Here is a 20,848-nt window from a genome sequence, read left to right as displayed (position 1 = left end):
GGCTCCCGTGCGCGGTCAGGCTAGTGGCGGAATGCCGCCAAGGCAACCGGTGACGGGACGGCGGGCCTCAGCCCGCGTCCCCGTCCGCATGGCCGCGGCCCTCGCTGGTGGTGCGCGCCGATCCGGCCGCGCCGTTCGCACCCTCGCCTTCCCAGAAATAGGCGCGGCGCTTCGCATCGCCCGTGCCCACCTCGTTCATGGTCTTGGCGTCATAGAGCCGCCCGCCGATCATCACCTTCTCGATGTGGTCGGAGTTGTCGATGTCGACGCTCGGATCGTCGGTCAGGATCACCAGATCGGCGAGCTTGCCAGCCTCGATGCTGCCGATGTCCTTGGCCATCCCGAGCGACTGCGCGGGGACGATGGTGCCCGCCTTCAGCGCCTCGACCGGGCTCATCCCGCCGCGCACGAAGCTGCCGAGCTCCCAATGCGCGCCGACGCCCGCCTGCTGGCCATGCGCGCCGATCGAGACCTTCACGCCTCGCTGGGCGAGTTTCCGCGCCTCGCGCGCGTTGTTGTCATCGACGAAGGCCCAGTCGGGAGCCTTGGTGCGCCGCCCGGTCTCGGCGAGCAGCATCTTGGGCGGGGTGTGGACCATCAGCGGGTTCTCCCACACGTTGGTCGCCTGCCGCCAATAGGGATCGCCCGCGAGCCCGCCATAGGTGACCACCAGCGTCGGCGTGTAGTTGGTGTTCGACTTGCTGAAGAACTGGAGCACGTCCTCGTAGAACACATCGACGGGGATGTTGTGCTCGAGCGTCGAGTTGCCGTCGGCGGCGATGTTCATGTCCATCCCGAACAGCGAGCCCCCCTCGGCCACCACCAGCATGTTCTCGGCCGCCGCGGCGCGGACGACCATCTGGCGCTGCTCGCGGCGCGGCTGGTTGTAGTTCTTGACCGAGATCCCGCCCTGCGCCTTGATCCGGCGCACGTGGGCGAGCGCATCATCGTAGCTGTCGATCCGCGCATAGACGTCGGCGGCCTTGGCGCCGTAGATGATCTCCCCGGTCGAGAAGATGCGCGGGCCGAGGGTGAGGCCAGCGCGCTGGCGTTCGGCGGCGGCGAAGACGGTGCTCGCCTGCGAGGAGGGGTTGTGAACCGTCGTCACCCCCATCGCCAGATCCTGGATCAGCGCCCAGTTCTGCTGCGGGATGAGGTCGCCGACGCCGTAGGCGCCGTGGGCGTGGGCATCGACGAGGCCGGGCATGATGGTCTTGCCGGTCGCGTCGATCATCTTCGCATCGCCCGGCAGTTTGATCTTCACGACCGTCGCGTCATAGACGCCGGTGATCCGGTCGCCCTCGATCACGATCAGCCCGTTCTCGATCACGCCGGCATCGTCGGTGGCAAGGCCCGGGCGCATGGTCAGCACCCGCGCGCCGGTGATCACCGTGACGCCCGAGGGCTTGGCCTTCTGGACGGTCACGCCGAGCGGAATGCCGCTGGTGGGCGGCGTGTAGGCAGCGGGGGTCTTGTCCCCTTCCGCCTTCGGGGCATTGGCGAAGAGCGCGGGGACGTTGGCCGTCTCCAGCGAAGGCCCGATCGACCAGAACAGCGTCTCGCCGCCATTGGCCCAGCCGAGGTAATCCGCGCCGCCGGTGCTGACCTTGGTCACGGGCAGCGATCCGCCGGTCTCGCTCACGTCCACCGGCTTGCCGCCGGGCACCAGCGGCATGGCGAAGACCTCGTAGTTCTGGCGGAAGGCGATGGTGCGGCCATCGGGGGCGATGCGCAGGTCGTTGGTGAGATCGCCCTTGGCGTGGGTGCGCTTGGCCTCGCCATTGAGGTCGGTCGAGACCAGCGCGAGGTTGCCCCCGTCGCGCGCGACCATGAACAGGCGGTCGTTGGCGGCACCCCATTGCGGGTTCGCCCCGTCGCGGGTGACGAGCTTCGCCTCGCCTCCGGCAACCGGCATGACATAGATGCCCGGGCTCTCCGAGTAGTCAGGCGAGGTCAGATAGCCGCCCTCGCGCTTCTCGAAGGCGATCAGGGTGCCATCGGGCGAGAAGGCGATGTTGCCGTAATGCCCAGGCCCGGTCAGCACGCGGCGGTTCTGCCCGCGCGCGTCGGCGATGACGATCTCGCCCAGCTTGGCATCGCTCCAGCGGACATAGGCAAGTTGGCTCCCGTCGCGGCTGAAGGCGGGGAAGGCTTCGAGCACGTCCGCACTGTCACCCGTCAGCGGCGCGGGCGCGTCCTTGCCCTTGGCGGACTTGGAATAGAGCCGCCCGAGGCTCTCGAACACCACGCGGCTGCCGTCGGGCGAGAGCGTGGCGAAGCGCGGCATGGTGGTGGTGAAGGTCTCGGGCGCGACGTCGATCACCGGGTGCGGCGCATCGGCGACGGTGCGGGTGTCGTTGACCTTGAAGGGGATCACCGCATGGCCGCTGCCATCGCGGTTCACGCGGTTCAATTTGCCGCCCGCCCAGAACACGATGGCCGAGCTGTCGGGCAGCCAGTCCATGTTGGGATAGACCCCGGTGACGGCCCAGGTCTCCTGCACGTCGAGATCGAGCTTGCCGTAGATCATCCGCTCGCGCCCGCTGGCGAGGTCCTTGACCCACAGCTGGTTCTGGTCCTTGTCGCGCCGGACGAAGGCGAGTTCCTTGCCATCGGGCGAGGGCGCGGGGCGCACCGCGCCGCCATAGCCGGAGACCGCCGTGGTCACTTCGCCGGTGGCAAGATCGTGCTTCTCGATGGCGAAGATGCCGCTCTGGCTGTCCTGCGCGTATTCGAAGGTGTTCCCGGGGGTGGTGTTGCGGGTGTAGTAGATCGCCGAGCCATCGGGCGCGAAGACTGGCTCGCCCAGCTCCTTCTGGAGCCGCTCGTTGGCGCGCTCGACCACCTGCACCCCGCCCCCGCCGCTGACGTGGTAGAGCCACACCTCGCCCGTGCCCGCAGAGCGCTCGGTGGTGTAGTGCTTCTTCGCCGCGATAAACCGCCCGTCGGGCGACCAGGCGGGCTGGTTGAGCAAGCGGAAGTCCTCCTTGGTTACCTGCCGCTTGTCGCTGCCGTCGGCGTTCATCACCCAGATATTGTCCCCGCCCCCGCGGTCCGACGTGAAGGCGATGCGGGTGCCATCGGGCGAGAAGCGCGGCTGCACGTCCCACGACAGGCCCTCACTGATCCGCTTGGGCGTCCCGCCTTCGGTGGGCAGCGTGTAGATATCGCCGAGCAGGGTGAAGGCGATGGTCTTGCCGTCGGGCGCGACGTCGACATCCATCCACGTGCCTTCATCGGTGCTGATCGCGACCTGCTTGAGCACCGCGCCCTTGGGCGCTTCGACGCTCCACTTCTCCTCGGCCTTGGCGTCCTTGGCCTTGGGGGCGGCGGCGACCGGGGCGGATATGAAGGCGGCGCCCGCAAGCAGGGCGGCGGCGAGAATGCGCATGGATTGAGTCTCCCTCTGTCGGCGGCGGAGACTAGCGGCGGCGGGGGATATTGCCAGCACCGCTGCATGTCGTTCGTCGAGCCCGGATGGCGGCTCGCACCTGCGGGTCAGGCGGCGAAGGCCCCGGCGATCCAGCGCGCGAAGGCCTCCACCGCGGCGCTATCGGCGCTCTGGCTGCGCACGAACCAGTAGGACTGGCTGTCATCGGCGGCGATATCGGACAGGCGCACCAGCCGCCCGGTCGCCAGATCCCCCTCGACCAGCCGCGCCCGGGCGAGCGCGACCCCCTCCCCGGCGATGGCGGCATCGAGCAGCAGGCCGGTGTCGGAGAACAGCGGGCCGCCGGTGGGCTCGCCCAGCGCCACGCCCGCCGCGCGCAGCCACGGGCCCCACAGCTGGCGGTCATGCCGCAGCAGCACCGCGCGGGCGAGCTCGGCGGGGGTATGGAGGCCTTGCGCCTCGCGGTAAGCGGGCGCGCAGACCGGGAACAACACCTCGCCCGCCAACCGCTCGGCGCGCACCCCGGGCCAGCCGCCCTTGCCATAGCGGATCGCGCAATCGACGCCGCCCGGGCCGATGTCCGCCAGTTCGAGCCGCGCGTCGATCCGCACATCGATATCGGGATGGGCCGCGCGGAAGGCCCCCAGCCGCGGGGTCAGCCAGCGCGAGGCGAAGCTCGGCAGCAGGCTCACCCTGAGGATCGCCTGCGCCGCGCGCACCGGGGGAAAGGCGAGCGCCAGCAGGCCCAGCGCCTCGCGCACCGGCACCAGCAGCCGCAGCGCCTCGGGCGTCGGGCGCATCCCGTTGCCTTCGCGGGTGAAGAGCGGGTGGCCCAGCGTCTCCTCCAGCGCGCGCAAGCGGTGGCTGATCGCGCCGTGAGTGAGGCCAAGCTCCGCCGCCGCGCGGGTGTAGCTCCCGAGCCGGGCGGCGGCCTCGAGCGCGCGCAGGGTCTGGAGCGAGGGGATCTGCATGGCGATGATTGTGAAGAGAGCTCACATCCTTGTCGAGGAGAAATCGTTGGCTGCGCGCCCGCCTCGGCGCCTATTTGCTGCGGCCATGACCGAGATCGAACTCCTCGCCGATGCCGACGCCCGTGCCCGCCGCTTCGTCGCCGGCAATGCCGCCCGCCGCGTCTTTCCCGATGCCGAAGCCCTCGCTGCGCTCGCCGCTTTCGAGGAAGACCTGACCGACGGCGGCAAGCCGGGGGCCGAGACCCTCGCCCTGCTCGACGAGGTCGGCTCTCCGACAGCGGTCGCGGGCAACGGCCCGCACTATTACGGCTTCGTCGTCGGCGCGAGCCTGCCGGTTGCTGCCGCTGCCGAACGGATGGTGCTGGCCTGGGACCAGAGCGCGAGCACGCCACTGGGCGCACCCGGCGCTTCGGCGATCGAGGCGGTCGCGGGGCGCTGGATGCTCGATATCCTCGATCTGCCGCGCGAGAGCGTGGTGGGCTTCGGCACCTCGGCGAGCGCCTGCGGGCTCACCTGCATCACCGCCGCGCGGCGCACATTGCTCGCGCAGGCGGGCTGGGACTTCGACCGCAAGGGGCTGGCAGGCGCGCCCGAGATCCGCGCGGTGGTCTCCGATGTCGCACATGTGACCATGATCAAGGCGCTGCGGGTGCTCGGCTTCGGCACCGACAATCTCCTCGTCGCCCCGACCGATGCCGCCGGACGGATAGACCCCGCGCGGCTCCCCCCGCTCGATGCGCGCACGATCCTGTGCCTGCAGGCGGGCGAGGTGAACACCGGCGCCTTCGATCCCTTCGCCGACCTTATCCCGCGCGCCAAGGCGGCGGGCGCATGGGTCCATGTCGACGGCGCTTTCGGGTTGTGGGCGCGCGCCTCCGCGGCCAAGCGGCACCTCACCGAGGGGATCGAGGGCGCCGACAGCTGGACGACCGACGGGCACAAATGGCTCAACACGCCCTATGACTGCGCCATGTCGATCGTGCGCGACGGCGCGGCGCTGGCGGGCGCGATGACCAGCGATGCCGCCTATTCGAGCGCGGGGGCCGATGCGCAGAAGAACCTCACGCTCGAATTCTCCCGCCGTGCGCGCGGGGTGGCGATCTGGGCGGCGCTGCGGACGCTCGGGCGCGAGGGCGTGGCCGCGATGGTCGAGCGGCATTGCGCGCAGGCCGCGCGCGTGGCCGAGGGGCTGCGCGCAATGGGCCTCGAGGTGCTCAACGGCCCCGTGCTCAATCAGGTCCTCGCCCGCGGGCGCGACGATGCGCACACGCAGGCAATCCGCGAAGGGGTCGCCGCCTCGGGCCTCGCATGGTTCGGCGGGACCGCGTGGCGCGGCGCGCCCGCCTTCCGCATCAGCGTATCCTCTTGGCGGACAAGCGATGGCGATATCGAGCGCCTGCTCGAGACGATCGGCCGCCACGCCGGCTGAACGCCAACGCCGCGCGAATCGGAAAGGATCAGTCGGCCGGCGCCGTCACGAGACTGGCGGAAAGATCCTCCAGCCGCTGCCGGCCGAAGTGTTCCCACAGGCTGTTGGCCGACCGGATTTCGGCATCGTCACGCCATGACTGGAGCGCGATCCATGCCGCCTTTTCAACGCGATCGAGTGTGCCGGGGTTGGGCAGGCTCGCGGCGAGATCATCGCCCACGTCGCCACCCGCCAGCGCCAGCCGAATCCGGCGCAACAAGACTTCCCGCTCCCGCTCCATGGCGCGAGAATGGGTCAGTTAGTGTTTGCGCGCAAGTATTTGATTATGACAGTAATTTGACCGTTTCTTGACGCGCCGCAGCCCGCGTCGGCTCTAGCGAATGGTCGTCCCGCCCTTGATCACCGCCGCGACACGTTCGAGTGTGGTCACATCGGCAAGCGGATCGTCCATCACCGCGATCATGTCGGCGAAATAGCCCGGAGCAATACGGCCAAGGTCCGCGCCGTGGCCGATCACCTGCGCGGCGCTGCCGGTCGCGGCGCGGATCGCCTGGAGCGGGGTCATGCCGTTCGCCACCATGTAGCGGAATTGCCGAGCGTTGAGCCCGTGCGGATAGACCCCCGCGTCCGAACCGAAGGCGAGCGGCACGCCCAGCTCGACCGCGCGGCGGAAATTGTCGCGCTGGACCTGCGTAGTCTCGCGGTTCTTGCGCAGATATTCCTCCGGCCACCCCTCAGCGGTGCCGACTTCGTCGATGTAGTCGCCGTTGTAGATGTCCATCACGAGCCACACGCCCTTGTCGCGCGCGAGGCGCAGGCCCTCATCGTCGATCAGGCTCGCATGCTCGATGCTGCGGACGCCGGCGCGGATCGCGGCCTTGATGCCTTGCGCGCCGTGGGCATGGGCCGTGGCGTAGGAGCCTCGGGACTTTGCCACCTCGATCGCGGCGCGCATTTCGGCCTCGGTCAGCTCGGGCTCGCCCGGTTCGGTGCCGATCGCCAGTACCGCGCCGGTCGCGATCAGCTTGAGGAAATCCGCGCCGTGATCGAACAGGAAAGCCGCCCGCGCGGCGGCCTCCTCGGGACTGGAGAGTACGCCCAATCGCATGTCGGCGGGCAGCTGGTGGTTGGGGACGACGCCGTTGAGTTCACCCCCGCCGCCCGGATGGGTGAGATACGCCCCGGCCACGAACATCCGCGGCCCCGGCACCAGCCCTTTGTTGATGGCATTGCGCAAGGCGACATCGGTCAGCCCGCGATAGGTGCCGACATCGCGCACGGTGGTGAAACCCGCCTCGAGCGTCGCCCGCGCATTCCGCGCGCCGATCAGCACCGTGTCGACCGGCGAGGTCTTGAGCGGATCGGACAGGTCGGCGCTGCTGCCGGTGTCGGACAGGTGGGTGTGAAGGTCGATCAGCCCGGGCAGCACGGTATATGCCGACCAGTCCACCCGCTTTGCGCCCTCGGGCGTGGCGGTGCAGGGCTCGACCCTCGCGACGCGCTCGCCTTCGGTGAGGATGCACTGGCCGGTCAGCACAGCGCCGCTTTCGACATCGAGCAGCCGGCCCGCCTCGACATAGAGCGCCTCGGCCCGCGCGGCGGCCGGATGGGCGAGCGCCATTGCGGCGAGCAGCCCGGCGATCAGACGGGTGCGGCGCATCGCCATGGCTAGACCGCCGCGAACCGGCGGAAGCTGCCGCCGTCGGCGAGCACTTCCTGCGCGCAATTGTGCCCCGGCGCGCCAGTCACCCCGCCGCCCGGATGGTTGCCCGCGCCGCACATGTAGAGCCCCTTCACCGGCCCGCGATAGGCGCCGTGGCCCAGCACCGGCCGCGCGCTCCACAGCTGGTCGAGGCTCATGTGGCCGTGCATGATGTCCCCGCCCACAAGCCCGAACTTGCGGTAGAGCCCCTTGGGGCTCAGCACCTGCCGTCCGAGGATCGAGGCGCGAAAGCCCGGCGCATGGGCTTCGACCGTGTCGATGATCGTGTCGGCCGCCGCATCCTCCTCTGCGTCCCAGTCGCGGCCGTCGGGCAGCTCGGGTGCGAATTGCTGGCAGAACAGGCTGGCGACGTGTTGGCCCGGAGGGGCGAGGCTGTCGTCCACCGTGGAGGGGATCAGCATCTCGACGATCGGCCGCTTCGACCAGCCGTGCGCCTTGGCATCGAGGAAAGCCTTGTCCATGTAATCGAGCGTGGGCGCGATGATGATGCCGCTCTGGTGATGCTCGCCCGGCTCGGGGAGCGAGGTGAAGCGCGGCAGCTCGGAGAGCGCGACATTCATGCGGAAGGTGCCCCCGCCCGCCTTGTAGCCGCGCATCCGGCGGCGGAAATCGGCGGGCTGGTGGTGTTCGGGGAGCATCTTGCCGTAGAGCAGCTTCGGCCCGACGTTGGCGATCACCCGCTTGGCGGCGATCTCCTCGCCGCTTTCGAGCTTGACGCCCGCGACCGTGTCGCCATCGACCAGCACCTCGGCCACAGGGCTTTCGAGGCTGATCTCGACGCCCGACTTGCGGCACACCTCGGCCATGATCTGGGTGATCGTGCCCATTCCGCCGATGCAGTGGCCCCAGGCGCCCTTCTTGCCGTTCACTTCGCCGAAGACGTGGTGAAGCAGGACATAGGCGCTGCCGGGCGTGTCGGGGCTGGCATAGTTGCCGACCACCGCGTCGAAGCCGAAGGCGGCCTTCACCGCCTCGCTCTCGAACCACTGGCCGAGGAAGCTGGTGGCCGACTTGGTGAAGAGATCGAGCACGTCGCGCTTGGCTTCCATGCCCAGCTTCGACAGGCCCCAGCCCTGCGATGCGCCCGCGATCAGGGTGCGCAAGCCCTCGCCGACATTGGGCGGGCTCTTGAGCGCGAGGCTGCGCAGCACCTCGGCGACGCCTTCGAGCGCGTCGTAATAGGCGGGCAGCGTCGCCGCATCGGCAGCCGAGAAGCGCGCGAATTCGGCCTGTGTGCGCTCCAGCCCGCCGCCGAGCTTCAGATAGCCGCCGTCTTCCTGAGGCAGGAAGTTGCTGATCGGCCGTTCGATCACGCGGTAGCCGTGCTCGGCCAGCCGCATGTCGCGTATCACCTTGGGCTGGAGCAGGCTGACCGTGTAGCTCGCCACCGAATTGCGGAACCCCGGGTGGAACTCCTCGGTCACCGCCGCGCCGCCGACGATATCGCGCCGCTCAAGGATGCGCACCTTCAGCCCCGCCTGCGCGAGGTAGAAGGCGCAGGTGAGGCCGTTGTGGCCCGCGCCGATGATCACGGCGTCGTATTTCTGGGTCATGCGCGGCGGCTCCATCCGGCTGCGGGTTGGTGTTCGAGGCGGGCCTCGGGGATCAGGTCACGGATGCGGCGGCAGAAGTGCCTGAGGCACACTTCCTTGTCGCTCAAGGGCCCCATGCTGAAGCTGCGGCTCGCCATGCCCTGCTGCACGCGGGTGATGAGCGCAGTGTCCTCGGCATTGACCTGACGGTTGATGCGCCAGTTGAGATAGCGCGCGGCGCGCATCTCGCGCCTGTCGTCCGGCAGGACATAGCTGATCTCGCGGATCAGGCACGTCGTCGGCCCGGTGGGGAGCCACTGCATGAAATCGATCTGGTCGGGATAAATGTCGAAGGCGACATTGGGCCAGAGCTTGAAGTAGAGCCAGAAGCGCTGCTTGTCTTCCGGCAGGTGCGGCACGGGCGGGAGCAGCTTCTGGTACATCCGCTCCGACCAGTTGGCGCTCTCGCGATCGATCATCGCGCCCCACATGCGGTCGACATGGGCCTCGGCCTCGATGCCGTAGCCCTTGCCGAACAGGCGCGTGAGGCCGGGGTGGGCGACGGGGATGTGGAGACCGTCGGAGTAATTGTCGCCGACATTCTTCCAGTTCACTTCCCGCGGGCGCAGGGTGACGCGGCCCAACGCTTCAAGCTCGTCGAAGCGGTAGGGGGCGACCATCGCCTCGTATGGCGCCATCTGCTGGGCGACGGTCGGCCCGCCATCATCATGCAGGCGCACGAAGATGAAGCCGCGCCACACCTCCAGTTCCATCGCGACGAGCCCCGCTTGGCTGCGGTCGAGCGTCGGATAGCTGGCGCTGTCGGGAACGCCGGTCAGCTTGCCGTCGAGGTCATAGGTCCAGGCGTGATAGGGGCAGACGAGTTTCTTCGCGCAGCCGCTCGCCCCGTCGACGAGACGCGATCCGCGGTGGCGGCAGACATTGGTGAAGGCGCGCAGAACGTCGTCGGTGCCGCGCACCACGATCACGCTCTCGCCGCAATAGTCGAGCGTGTGCCAGTCGCCCGCCTTCGGGATGTCGCTGGTGTGGCACACCACCTGCCAGCTTGGGCGGAAGACGCGATCGAGCTCCACTGCATGGAACTCGGCGTCGTGATAGGTCCAGCTGGGCAGGCTCCAGCCCTCGAGCGGATCGGTGTCGTGGAGGGGCTGAGTTGCCATGTGCGCGTCCTTGCTTTACGATCGTATAACAAGCACCGCATGAGCGCACAACCCGCCTTTACCCGCGCCGATCCCGATGCGCGCCGCCAGAGCCTGATCGAGGCGACTGCGCGCGTGCTCGCGGCCAAGGGTGCAGCGGGCGTCTCGGTGCGCACGATCTGCGCCGAGGCGGGGGTCTCGGCGGGGCTGCTTCGTCATTATTTCGCGAGCGTTTCTGAGGCGATTGCCGCAACCTATCGCTGGACGGGGACGGAGATCGACCGGGCATTGGAGCAGGCGGTGGCGGCGGCTGGCCCGGACTCGCGCGCGCGGCTGATCGCCTATCTCGCGGCCAATTTTCGTGCCCCCATCGCCACGCCTGACCTCCTCGCCAGCTATGTCGCCTTCTGGAGCCTGACCCTAAGCGACCCCGCGGTCGCATCGGTGAGGGTGGAGGTTTACGGAAGCTTCCGCCAAGGGTTGGAAGGGTTGCTTCGCGCCTACCGCCCCGACCTTGCCGATGTTCGCGTGGTGGCGGTGGCGCTGACGGCTCTGATCGACGGGCTGTGGCTCGAACTCTCGCTCGGGCAGGCGCCGTTCAGTGCCGAGGAAGCCGAAGCGCTCGCCGCGCAGTGGCTCGATGCGCTGGCCCCTCAGGCGGCGGCTGGCTGAGTGCCGCGCTTCGCCCACCAGTAAAGCGGCACGCCCGCCGCCATCAGCACGAGGCTCCAGCCGCTCGCCTCGATCCCCGCGCCCCACAAGGTCCACAGCGCATAGCCCGCGCCCACCAGCGCTGCCCCGCGCGCCACCTTCATCTGCCACGCCGCCAGCGCGCAGGCGAGGTAGAGCCACAAGGCCGCGCTGGTCGAGAGCAGCAGCACGAATTCGTAGATGCCCTGCATGTTCCTACTGGCGTTGAACAGCAGGCAGACCGTGGCGATCACGCTCGAGACCAGCAGCGCGCGGCGCGGGGTGCCGTGGCGGTCGGTCGCGGCGAACCAGCGCGGCAGCATCCCGCGCTCGGCCATGGCGCGGGGCAACTCGCCCTGGAGCAGCACCCAGCCATTGATCGCGCCGACGCAGCTGACGATCGCGAAGACCGAGACCAGCGCCGCCGTCCCGCCGCTCCAGTAGCGCTCGACAAAGGTGGCGAAGGGCGCTGGCGAGGTCGCGGCGACCGCCTCGGGCAGCATCAGCGCGATGGCCGAGCACACCAGCAGGTAGAGCACGCCCGTCAGCCCCGTGCCCCACATCGTCGCGCGCGGGACATTGACCGCGGGGTTCTCGACCCGCGCGGCGGCGATGCTCGCGCATTCGAAGCCGAGCAGCGCGAACAGCGTCAAGGCCGCCGCGCCGCGCAGGTCCGTACCGTTGAGCTCGCTCATGACAAAGGGCCGGATCTCGCCCGTGCCGTTGCCGAGCACCACGGCGGCGATGAGGATCACCGCCACCAGCGGCACGAGCTTCAGCAGCAGCGTCGCGATCTGGAAATGGCCCGCAGCCCGCACCCCGCGCAGGTTCAGGAGCGTCATCGCCCAGACCAGCGCGATGGCGCACAGCGCCGGCAGCATCGGCGTGGCCGAGATGGCGGGGACGAAGGACGAGAGGTAGCTCACCGCCGCCACCGCGATGGAGACGACCGCGGTCCACACCGAGACCCAGTAGACCCAGCCCACAAGAAAGGCGGCCAGCTCGCCGAAGGCCTCGGCGACGAAGCCCGCCGGATCGCTCGCCCCGGGCCGCGCGCGGGTGAGCGCGGCGAGCACCCAGGCCAGCACCAGCGTTCCGGCGGTGGTGACGATCCAACCGAGCACGGCGTTCCAGCCGAACGGCGCAAGGCTCGCCGGGAGCAGGAACACGCCCGAACCGATCATGTTGCCCATGACAAGGGCGATGGCAGCGAAAAGGCCGAGCTTGTGGCCCGGCCTTTCCGTTGTTTGCGATGTCGCGGTCACGGCCTCAGAAATCGAAGCCGGCCTTCAGTCCGATCACGCGCGGCCGGGTGACGACGTCGTAGAACGCCCCGCCGGTGTTGCTGATCCCGTCAGGGTCGCCGCAGACGGTCTCGACGCACTGGACCCCGCTGTTGATCACCCCGCGCGAGTCGAGCAGGTTGGTGGCGAACAGCTCGAAACGCAGGTTGTCCTTCTTCACCCCGAAGCTGAGATCGACCGTCGCATAGGGATCGAAGAAGCCCTTGATGCCGTTCTCCTGATCGCGAAGGTCGCTGCGCCGCCGGCCGATATAGGACAGCGCGCCCTGCGCGTGCGCATCCCACCCGCCGAGCGGGAATTCGTAGCGCGCGATCGCATTGCCCTTGAACTTCGCGGTGACCGGCAGCTGCGTGCCTGCCCGTGCGAGCAGCGCGTTCTCGCGCCCGTCGCCCGGATCGAAGGTGCAATCGAAGGTCGGGTTCGCAATCCGGCAGAAATCGCGCCGGATCGTCGCATCGTTGTAGCTGCCCGAGAGCATCAGGGTGAGCCCGTCGGCGCGGTAGGTGAAATCGGATTCGATCCCCCGGATGCGCGCGATCCCGGCGTTGCGGATTTCGGTCAGCCCGTTCGCGCCGAGGAAGGACAGCTGGATGTCGTTCCAGTCCTCCTGGAACACCGCACCGTTGAAGGTGACATCGCCGAAGCTCGTCTTCCAGCCGAACTCGTAGTTGTCGAGCGTGTCGGGCAGGTAGGGCGGCAAGGTGCCGCGCCGGTTGATGCCGCCCGGGCGGAAGCCCTGCGACCAGGTGGCATAGACCAGCACATCCGGCGTGATCTTGTAGGTCGCGTTGAGCTTGTAGATCGCGTCGGTATCCGAGGTGACCTTGTCGAGGTTGGTGCAGGGCGAACCTGCCACCTTGGCCGGGCCGAAACACGCCGCCTCGCCGGTGCGGCTGGAATAGCCGTCACTGAAGCCGAAGAAGCCGACCAGCGAGTTCTTGTAGTTGTAGAGCCGCGCGCCGCCGGTCAGGGTCAGCTGGTCGGTAACGTCGAAGCTGAGCTCGCCGAAAGCGGCATAGTCGCGGTCGACACGCTCCTGGCGGGTGAGCCAGATGTTGCTTTCCGTGCCGGTGACCGTGATCGCATCGGCGATGTCGTCGATGATGTAGTTCTGCGTGATCCGGTGGTACTGGCGCTGCGCGAAGACACCGCCGATGAAGCGCAGCGGCGCTTCCTGGGGGCTCGCAATGCGGATTTCACCGAAGGAGCGGCGGTAGCGATCGTTGCCCTGGATGTACTGGTTGGGGTTCACCAGGTCGCCGTCGTTGTCGTAGAAATAGGTGCCGTAGCCCGCCAGCGCGTCGTAGAAATAGGCGTAGTCCGAATAGTCGGAGGCGGTGTCGGTGGTGCGCCACAGCTGGCCGCCGGTGGCGACAAGGTCCCAGCTGCCGATCTTGCCCTCGATGGTCAGCGCGGCCTGGAGCCACTTGTCCTTCGAGAATTCGGCATTGTACTGCACCGTCTGGAGCGAGCGGGTGACGGCGGTGCTGCGCTCCTGCGCGAAGCTGCCGTCGGCGTTCTGGACCTGACCCATGATGGTCGGACGCAGGGTCCAGCTGTCATTGAGCTCGATCCCCAGCGCGACGCGCGCACCATAGGTGTCGACGTCGTTGTAGTTGTCCTCGACGAACTCGGCATTGTTCTGAGTGATGCCCGAGCTGGGATAGGTGCGGCTGCCCGGGATGTTGTCGATATAGCCGCCGTCGCGGCGATACCACGCCACCACGCGCAGCGCGGCGCGGTCGGACAGCTTGGCATTGTAGAAGCCCTGCGCGATCCCGCCGAAATCGCCGCGGTTGACGCTGTTGAGCTCGAAATCGGCCGCGCCGTAGCTGCCCGAATAGTCGGGCGCATTGGTGACCATCTTGATCGTGCCCGCCATCGAGCTCGCCCCGTAGAGCGTGCCCTGCGGGCCGGCCAGCGCCTCGACCCGCGCAAGGTCATAGGCATGGATGTCGAGCGCGCCCTGGATGGTCGTGATCGGCATTTCATCGAGATAGATGCCGACCGTGGGCAGCGAGGCCGAGTGGTTGGCGTTCTCGCCGCTGGCGACGCCGCGGAAATAGACCTGGCTGAAGCCCGGGCCCGAGGTCTGGATCGTCACCGAGGGCAGGAACTTGGCGACATCGCGTAGCTCGTTGACCTGCAGCTGCTCGAGCGCCTCCGTGCCTAGCGCGGTGATCGCGATCGGCACGTCCTGAAGGTTCTGCGAGCGCTTCTGCGCGGTGACGATGATGACATTGTCATTCTCGTCGGCGACTTCGTCCTGCGCCATGGCCGGGGCTGCCACCGCCATGGCGGTGCCTGCGAGAAGGGTAGCGGTGATGGCCCGCACCCCGTTGCAATTCCTGAACGTCAAATCTGCCTCCCAATTGGCGATGTGCCAGTCCCCCGCAACAAACCGCCACAGCCGGGGCCGCTTGCCAAGCTGTTGCTTATCTTCAAAGTCCTGATGGCGTACTTTGCTTACCCGCTATGGCAAATTTGTCACATCGGATCGGCGGTCAGGCCGGCCGGTCGGCATAGGCCTCTACGAGGTCGCCCAGCGCCGCGCGCAGGGGGCCGAGCCACTGGTCGAAAGGCTCCCACTGGCCCGCACCGTCGCGGTTGATCGGGCGGCGGACCTGCTCTGACGAGGCGGTCCGCACCGCGCGGGTGTTGCGGTGGAATTCCATGCAGGCCTCCTCGAAGGGAAGCCCGAGATAGGCGAGCATCGCGCGCACTTCGCTCTCCGGATCGTCGAGCACGCGCTCGTGGATCACACGGTGGATGCGCCCCGGGAGCACGCGGTCGTAATGGTCCATCGCCCGCACGTAATCGGCGTAATAGCGGCCGATATGGTCGAGCGAATAGGTGAACGCCTGCCCCTTGGCGAAGTGCTGGCGGAAGTTGGAAAAGCAGCAGTCGAGCGGATGGCGGCGCGCGTCGATGATCTTCGCGTTCGGCAGGATCAGGTGGATGAGGCCGACATAGCTCCAGTTGTTGGGCAGCTTGTCGATGTAGAAGGGCTTGCCGGTCTTGCGCTGGACGCGGGTGCGCTCGAGGAACTCGGCGCCAAGTTCGGCGAAGCGCTCCGGCGGCATCGCCGCGACCGCGCCCGGCCAGTCGCGCGCATCGCCGCCCGCCGCGGCCTTGGCCTCGCGCATGGCGATGGCGGGAATGTCGGGCAGCTCCATCGTGCCCTCGACCGCGGAATGGCTGGCGAGGATCTGCTCGAGCAGGGTCGAGCCCGCGCGCGGGAGGCCGAGGATGAAGACCGGATCGGGCGCCGGATCGCCCGTGCCCGCTCGCGTGGCGACGAACTCGGGCGTGAAGACTTCGATCATGCGGTCGACCTGCCGCGTGGTCGTGTCCGGATCATAGGCGAGCTCGCGGCTGCGCAGATCGTTGCCCGCGGCGTAGTGGCGGAAGCTGTCGCCCGGCGACTTGCGGTCGCCCCACGCCTTGCCGAGCGCGAAGTGGAGGTGGAAGGCGTCCTCGTTCGCGATATCCTGCCCCAGCGCCGCCTCCATCGCCGCAATGTCCGCGTCGGAGAACTCGACCGTCTTGAGGTTCGCAAGGCTCCACCACACCTCGCCCAGATGCGGCTCGACCGCCAACGCGCGGCGATAGGCCGCGATGCTCTCCTCCGTCCGGCCGACGGTCTTGAGCAGGTGGCTGTAGCTCATCCAGAGCTTGGCGTGTTCGGGGAAGGTCTGGACCAGCTCGCCATAGATCGCCAGCGCCTCGTCATAATCGCCGATCCGCCCGAGCGTGGCGGCCAGCAGGTTGCGGCTGCCGACATTGGCCGGATCCTGCGCCAGCACCTGTTCCAGCACCTCGCCCGCTTCGGCAAAGCGGTTCTGCTTGTAGAGCACGATCGCGAGATTGGCCCGCGCGGCGGTGAAAGCGGGGGCAAGTTCGATCGCGCGGCGCAGCAGGTTCTCCGAATCCCGGTATCGCGCTAGACGTCCGGCGAGTTCCGCCATCATCCGGATCGCGGCGACATCGGTCGGCTGGCGCGACAGGCGCTGGCGCAGGCGGGCTTCGGTCTCGGGCAGATCATTGGCCATCAACGACCCGGCAATGGCGACCATCTCGGGATCATGCGCGGTGGCGCGGATCGCCGCCATCTCGGCGCGCGCAGCCTCCTCGTCCTGCCCGAGCTGGCGCAGCAGGCGGCCGAGCATCCGGTGCGCCCCGGCATTGAGCGGCTCGCGCGCGGTGACGATCCGCAACTGCCCGGCAGCGGCCGCCGGATCGCGCCGTGCCAGCTCGACGATGGGCGGCACCGGCCTTGCCTCGCTCTTGCTCATGGGCGCGGCCTAACATGTGGCTGCGCGGGTGGGTAGTGGCCTTGCCCTCGCCGTCACCAGCCACTACCCCGCCCCTCCTACCCGAACGGAGACCGCAGCGATGGAAACCCTGTCCGAAACCCGCAGCCATGGCGGGACCCAAGGCGTCTACCGCCACGCCTCCAGCGCGACCGGCACCGACATGACCTTCGCGGTGTTCGTCCCCGACCACGCGCCCGGCGAGCGGCTGCCGGTGCTGTGGTATCTCTCGGGGCTGACCTGCACCCATGCCAACGTGATGGAAAAGGGCGAATACCGCGCCGCTTGCGCCGCGCAGCGCGTGATTCTCGTCGCCCCCGACACCTCCCCGCGCGGCGACGACGTGCCCGACGCGGCGGAGGAATACGACTTCGGCAAGGGCGCGGGCTTCTATGTGGATGCCACGCAGGAGCCTTGGGCGCAGCATTACCGGATGCGCGCCTATATCGAGCAGGAACTGCCCGCACTGATCGCCGAAGCCTTCCCCGCCGATATGGCGCGGCAGGGGATCACCGGCCATTCGATGGGCGGCCACGGCGCGCTCACCATCGCGCTGCGCAACCCCGGCCGGTTCCGCTCGGTCAGCGCCTTCGCGCCGATCTGCGCGCCGTCGCAGGTGCCGTGGGGCGAGAAGGCGCTCGGCCGCTACCTCGACGAGGATCGCGCGGCTTGGGCGCAATACGACGCCGTCGCCTTGATCGAAGGCAGCGCGCGCCTGCCCGATCTACTGGTCGATCAGGGCAGCGCCGACAATTTCCTCGACAGCCAGCTGCGCACCCCGCTGCTCGAGGCCGCCTGCGCTGCGGCCGGCATCCCCGCGACGATCCGGATGCAGGAGGGCTACGACCACTCCTACTTTTTCATCTCGACCTTCATGGCCGAACACGTCGCCTGGCACGCCGAGCGGCTGAAAGGCTGAAGCGCAAGGGCGCGGTGCGCCCCCGTCAGATCTGCAACTGGCTCCCCAGTTCGACCACGCGGTTGGTGGGGAGTTTGAAGCTCTCCATCGCGCTTTCCGAGCTTTTCGACATCCACGCGAACAGCCCCTCGCGCCACAGCGACATGCCGGGGTGGTCGCGCGAAGGGATAAGCTTCTGGCGGCCGAGGAAGTAGCTCGTCGCCATCGGGTCGAAAGGCCCGCACGCCGTCTCCAGCGCGGCGAGATCGCGCGGAATGTCGATATCCTCCATGAAGCCGTAGCGCAAGATCACGCGGTAGAAGCCCTCGCCCGCGTCATGCACATCGGCGCGGGAGGCGGGATCGACCTGCGGCACCTCCTCCACCTTGACGGTCACGATCAGCACCCGCGCGTGGAGCACCTGGTTGTGCTTGAGGTTGTGGAGCAGCGCGCTCGGCACGCCCTCGGCCGAGGCCGAGAGATAGACCGCGGTGTTGCGCACGCGGTGGACCGATCCGGCGACCGAGGCGATGAAGGCGGGGAGCGTCAGATCGCCCTCGGCCATCGCGACGCGCATGATCCGGCGGCCCTTGGACCAGGTGGTGAGCAGGGTGAAGAGCACACCCGCGACCGCCAGCGGGAACCAGCCGCCGTCGGGGATCTTGGCGATGTTCGAGGCGAAGTAGATCACGTCGACCAGCGCGAACAGCCCGATGGTCGCGCCCGCCAGCAGCTTGTTCCAGCGCCACACCTTGAAGACCAGGAAAGCGAGCATCATCGTCGTGATCAGCATCGTCCCGATGACCGAGATGCCATAGGCCGAGGCGAGCCGGGTGGATTCGCGGAAGCCCAGCACCAGCAGCAGCACCATGACGAGCAGCCCCCAGTTGATCGCCGGGATGTAGATCTGCCCCGCCGCCTTGGCGCTGGTCTGGAGCGTGCGCAGGCGCGGCAGGAAACCGAGCTGCACCGCCTGATGCGTCACCGAGAAGGCGCCCGAGATCACCGCCTGACTGGCGATGATCGTCGCGGCCGTGGCGATCAGCACCAGCGGCAGGCGCGCCCATTCGGGGGCCATCAGGTAGAAGGGGTTCTCGGCCGCGGCAGGGTTCCCGAGCAGCAGCGCGCCCTGCCCCATGTAGTTGATCATCAGGCAGGGGTAGACGATCCCCAGCCAGCTGTAGCCGACCGCCTTGCGTCCGAAATGCCCCATGTCGGCATAGAGCGTCTCGGCCCCCGTGACCGCAAGGAACACCGAGCCCATGGCAAGGAAGGCGAGGTGCGGGTCGTAGGCGAAGAAGGCGGCGGCGTGGTAGGGGTTGAGGATCCCCAGGATTTCGGGCCGCGCGGCGATATTGACGACGCCGAGCACCGCGAGGGTCGCGAAATAAACCAGCACGATCGGACCGAACAGCGCGCCGACCCTCGCCGTGCCGCGGCTCTGTATCAGGAACAGGCCGATCAGGATCACCACCGCAATCGGCACCACCAGCGCCTCCAGCGCCGGGTTGACGATGGTCAACCCCTCGACCGCCGAGAGCACCGAGATCGCCGGGGTCAGCATCGCATCGCCATAAAACAGCGAGGCAGCGAGCACGCCAAGCACCACCAGCGCCGCGCCGATGCGTGGCCCCTGCACATGGCGGGAGATCAGCGCCAGCAGGGCGAAGGAACCGCCCTCGCCCTTGTTGTCGGCACGCATCGCGACGAAGACATATTTGACCGTCACGATCAGCATCAGCGACCAGAAGATCAGGCTCAGCACCCCGAAGACGTGAAGCCGGTCCACCGTCAGCGGATGCGGGCCGACGAAGCTTTCCTTCAGCGCATAGAGCGGCGAGGTGCCGATATCGCCATAGACCACGCCGATGGCGCCGAGCATGAGGACGGGGAGGCGATCGCGCGGGGTCGCATGGGCGGAAGAGGCCGCGCTGTGCGGGCCGGAGAGGGGCGTTTCCATGCCCGCCCATGTGGACCTACAGGCCATAAAGATTCCATGTGGATTGGCGGCGATCGGCACGTCGGGCCTCGACGTGGCGGGCGGCAAGGCGCATTTCACCGTTATGGAAAACCAATCGCCTCCGCCCCTCCCTGCCGACCCCACTCCCGCCTCGCGCGCGGCCGGATTGGCGCTCGGCTTGCTGCTCACGCTGGCTGCGACGCTGGCCGGTCTGCTGGTTGCGCCCGGCTGGGGATCGGCGGCCGTGGTGCTGCTCTATCTCCCGCCGGTGCTGGTGACCGCGCGCTATGCGGGGCTGTGGCCCTCGCTCGCGCTGGCGGTGCTGGCGACGCTGACCTTCAACTTCTTCTTCACCGAGCCCTTCCGCACGCTGCGCATCAGCAGCCCCGCCGACCTCCTGACCGTTGCGGCGCTGTTTCTGGTGGCGGTGGTCACCAGCCAGCTCGCGAGCGCGATGCGCACCCAGACCCAGCTCGCCGCGGCCAGCGCGGCGCGCAATGCGACCATCGCGGGGCTCGCGCGCCGCCTCATCCCCTGCACCGACCGCGCGGCAGTGGCCGATGTCGTGGTCGAAGACCTCGCGCGGCTGTTCGATTGCCATGCCGTGTTCGCGGCCAATGAAGAGCCGGCGGCGATTCTCGCTGCCCGCCCGGCCGACCCCGCCCTTGCCCCCAACGATCACGCCGCGCTCGCCGCCGCGCTGGCGATGGGCAAGGTGACGGGCCGGGGCGCGCAGCAAGTCTCGCCGGCCGACTGGCAGTTCCATCCCGTGATCGGGCAGGGCAAGATCCACGCCGTCGTCGGCCTCGCCCGCGTCGACGGTCGCAATCCCGTGACCGAGAGCCAGCGCGAGCTGCTCGCCAACCTGCTCGACCAGGCGGCGCTCGCGCTCGAACGCGCGCGGCTGGAGGCCGAGGCCACGGCGACGATTGCGCTGCGCGAACGCGACAGGATGCGCGCCGCGCTGCTCGCCTCGATCGGCGAGGATGTGAAGCCCCGCCTGCTGGCGATCCAGGCCGGATCGCGCAGCCTGCGCCGCAATCCCGGCGACAAGGAGGCCGCCACCGCCATCGGTAGCGAGGCGGCAAAGCTCGAACAATATATCGACAACCTCGTCGATCTCGGGCCGGGCGAGGATCAGGAGCCGGTGATGTGCGGCCCCCTCGCCATCGACCTGTTCCGCCACAAGGTGACCCGCGCGGGCGAGGAGGTTCACCTCACCCCCAAGGAGTTCGCGGTGCTGGCAGAGCTGGCCCGCCACGCCGGCCGCGTGCTGACCCACCGTCACCTGCTGCGCGCGGTGTGGGGCCCGGCGCACGAGGAGCATGTCGATTACCTGCGGGTCGCGATCCGCGCGCTGCGCCAGAAGCTGGAGGCCGATCCGGTGGCGCCGTCGCTGATCGTCAACGAGCCGGCGGTGGGATACAGGCTCGCCGATCCGAATGCCGGGTGACCCGGAGCCTTGCCCGGGCTGCCG

At 68.6% G+C, this 20,848-nt stretch carries 14 protein-coding genes; 4 read left to right on the top strand and 10 right to left on the bottom strand.

Annotated features, from left to right (window positions below; translation table 11 throughout):
• Nucleotides 1-67: 67 nt before the first annotated feature.
• Complete coding sequence (locus tag BZF57_RS00875) at nucleotides 68-3,391, bottom strand: amidohydrolase family protein (RefSeq protein WP_086733637.1); 3,324 nt, start codon at nucleotides 3,389-3,391, stop codon at nucleotides 68-70.
• A gap of 107 nt (nucleotides 3,392-3,498) precedes the next feature.
• The gene (gcvA, locus tag BZF57_RS00870) at nucleotides 3,499-4,362 is read right to left on the bottom strand and encodes a transcriptional regulator GcvA (RefSeq protein ID WP_086733635.1); all 864 of its coding nucleotides are present in this window, start codon (nucleotides 4,360-4,362) and stop codon (nucleotides 3,499-3,501) included.
• An 85-nt stretch (nucleotides 4,363-4,447) separates the two neighbouring features.
• Here gcvA and BZF57_RS00865 point away from each other — a divergent pair, with 85 nt between their 5' ends.
• On the top strand, nucleotides 4,448-5,791 hold the full coding sequence (locus BZF57_RS00865; protein WP_086733633.1) for a pyridoxal phosphate-dependent decarboxylase family protein: 1,344 nt from the start codon (nucleotides 4,448-4,450) through the stop codon (nucleotides 5,789-5,791).
• A gap of 28 nt (nucleotides 5,792-5,819) precedes the next feature.
• On the opposite strand, the gene BZF57_RS00860 is transcribed toward BZF57_RS00865, so the two are convergent.
• The 4 genes from BZF57_RS00860 to BZF57_RS00845 all read right to left on the bottom strand — a co-directional run bounded on the left by BZF57_RS00860 (nucleotide 5,820) and on the right by BZF57_RS00845 (nucleotide 10,227).
• On the bottom strand, nucleotides 5,820-6,071 hold the full coding sequence (locus tag BZF57_RS00860) for a hypothetical protein (RefSeq protein ID WP_086733631.1): 252 nt from the start codon (nucleotides 6,069-6,071) through the stop codon (nucleotides 5,820-5,822).
• 93 nt (nucleotides 6,072-6,164) lie between these two features.
• Nucleotides 6,165-7,457 (bottom strand): Xaa-Pro dipeptidase, encoded by a 1,293-nt coding sequence (locus BZF57_RS00855; protein ID WP_420810142.1) that lies wholly within the window; start codon nucleotides 7,455-7,457, stop codon nucleotides 6,165-6,167.
• A gap of 2 nt (nucleotides 7,458-7,459) precedes the next feature.
• Nucleotides 7,460-9,067, bottom strand: coding sequence for a phytoene desaturase family protein (locus tag BZF57_RS00850; RefSeq protein WP_086734556.1), 1,608 nt, complete (start codon nucleotides 9,065-9,067; stop codon nucleotides 7,460-7,462).
• A complete protein-coding gene (locus tag BZF57_RS00845) occupies nucleotides 9,064-10,227 on the bottom strand; it encodes an aromatic ring-hydroxylating oxygenase subunit alpha (protein ID WP_086733629.1) in 1,164 nt (387 codons plus the stop codon). The genes BZF57_RS00850 and BZF57_RS00845 overlap by 4 nt, the downstream gene beginning before the upstream one ends.
• A 39-nt stretch (nucleotides 10,228-10,266) precedes the next feature.
• Between BZF57_RS00845 and BZF57_RS00840 the strand changes: the two genes are divergently transcribed.
• Nucleotides 10,267-10,878, top strand: a complete 612-nt coding sequence (locus BZF57_RS00840; RefSeq protein WP_086733627.1) for a TetR family transcriptional regulator C-terminal domain-containing protein — start codon at nucleotides 10,267-10,269, stop codon at nucleotides 10,876-10,878.
• Here the strand turns inward: BZF57_RS00840 and BZF57_RS00835 are convergent.
• From BZF57_RS00835 to BZF57_RS00825, 3 genes are all read right to left on the bottom strand, one after another.
• Entirely contained in the window at nucleotides 10,860-12,161 is a 1,302-nt protein-coding gene (locus tag BZF57_RS00835; RefSeq protein ID WP_276206593.1) for an amino acid permease, read from the bottom strand. The genes BZF57_RS00840 and BZF57_RS00835 overlap by 19 nt on opposite strands.
• Before the next feature lie 4 nt (nucleotides 12,162-12,165).
• Nucleotides 12,166-14,496 (bottom strand): TonB-dependent receptor, encoded by a 2,331-nt coding sequence (locus tag BZF57_RS00830; RefSeq protein ID WP_086733624.1) that lies wholly within the window; start codon nucleotides 14,494-14,496, stop codon nucleotides 12,166-12,168.
• A 208-nt stretch (nucleotides 14,497-14,704) separates the two neighbouring features.
• A complete protein-coding gene (locus BZF57_RS00825) occupies nucleotides 14,705-16,495 on the bottom strand; it encodes a tetratricopeptide repeat-containing sulfotransferase family protein (RefSeq protein WP_086733622.1) in 1,791 nt (596 codons plus the stop codon).
• 100 nt (nucleotides 16,496-16,595) lie between these two features.
• Here BZF57_RS00825 and fghA point away from each other — a divergent pair, with 100 nt between their 5' ends.
• Nucleotides 16,596-17,432: an S-formylglutathione hydrolase gene (gene fghA / locus BZF57_RS00820; RefSeq protein WP_086733620.1), complete on the top strand. Its 837-nt coding sequence runs from the start codon at nucleotides 16,596-16,598 to the stop codon at nucleotides 17,430-17,432.
• Nucleotides 17,433-17,457: 25 nt separating this feature from the next.
• Here fghA and BZF57_RS00815 read toward each other — a convergent pair whose 3' ends face one another.
• Entirely contained in the window at nucleotides 17,458-19,371 is a 1,914-nt protein-coding gene (locus BZF57_RS00815) for a potassium transporter Kup (protein ID WP_420810141.1), read from the bottom strand.
• Nucleotides 19,372-19,414: 43 nt separating this feature from the next.
• On the opposite strand from BZF57_RS00815, the gene BZF57_RS00810 reads away from it, so the two are divergent.
• Nucleotides 19,415-20,824, top strand: a complete 1,410-nt coding sequence (locus BZF57_RS00810; RefSeq protein ID WP_162290931.1) for a DUF4118 domain-containing protein — start codon at nucleotides 19,415-19,417, stop codon at nucleotides 20,822-20,824.
• Nucleotides 20,825-20,848: the final 24 nt, after the last annotated feature.

It is taken from the genome of Erythrobacter colymbi (genome assembly GCF_002155685.1).
GTDB lineage: Bacteria > Pseudomonadota > Alphaproteobacteria > Sphingomonadales > Sphingomonadaceae > Erythrobacter > Erythrobacter colymbi.
Note: the sequence above shows the minus strand (reverse complement) of the source record. Positions and strands in the feature narration are given on the sequence as shown.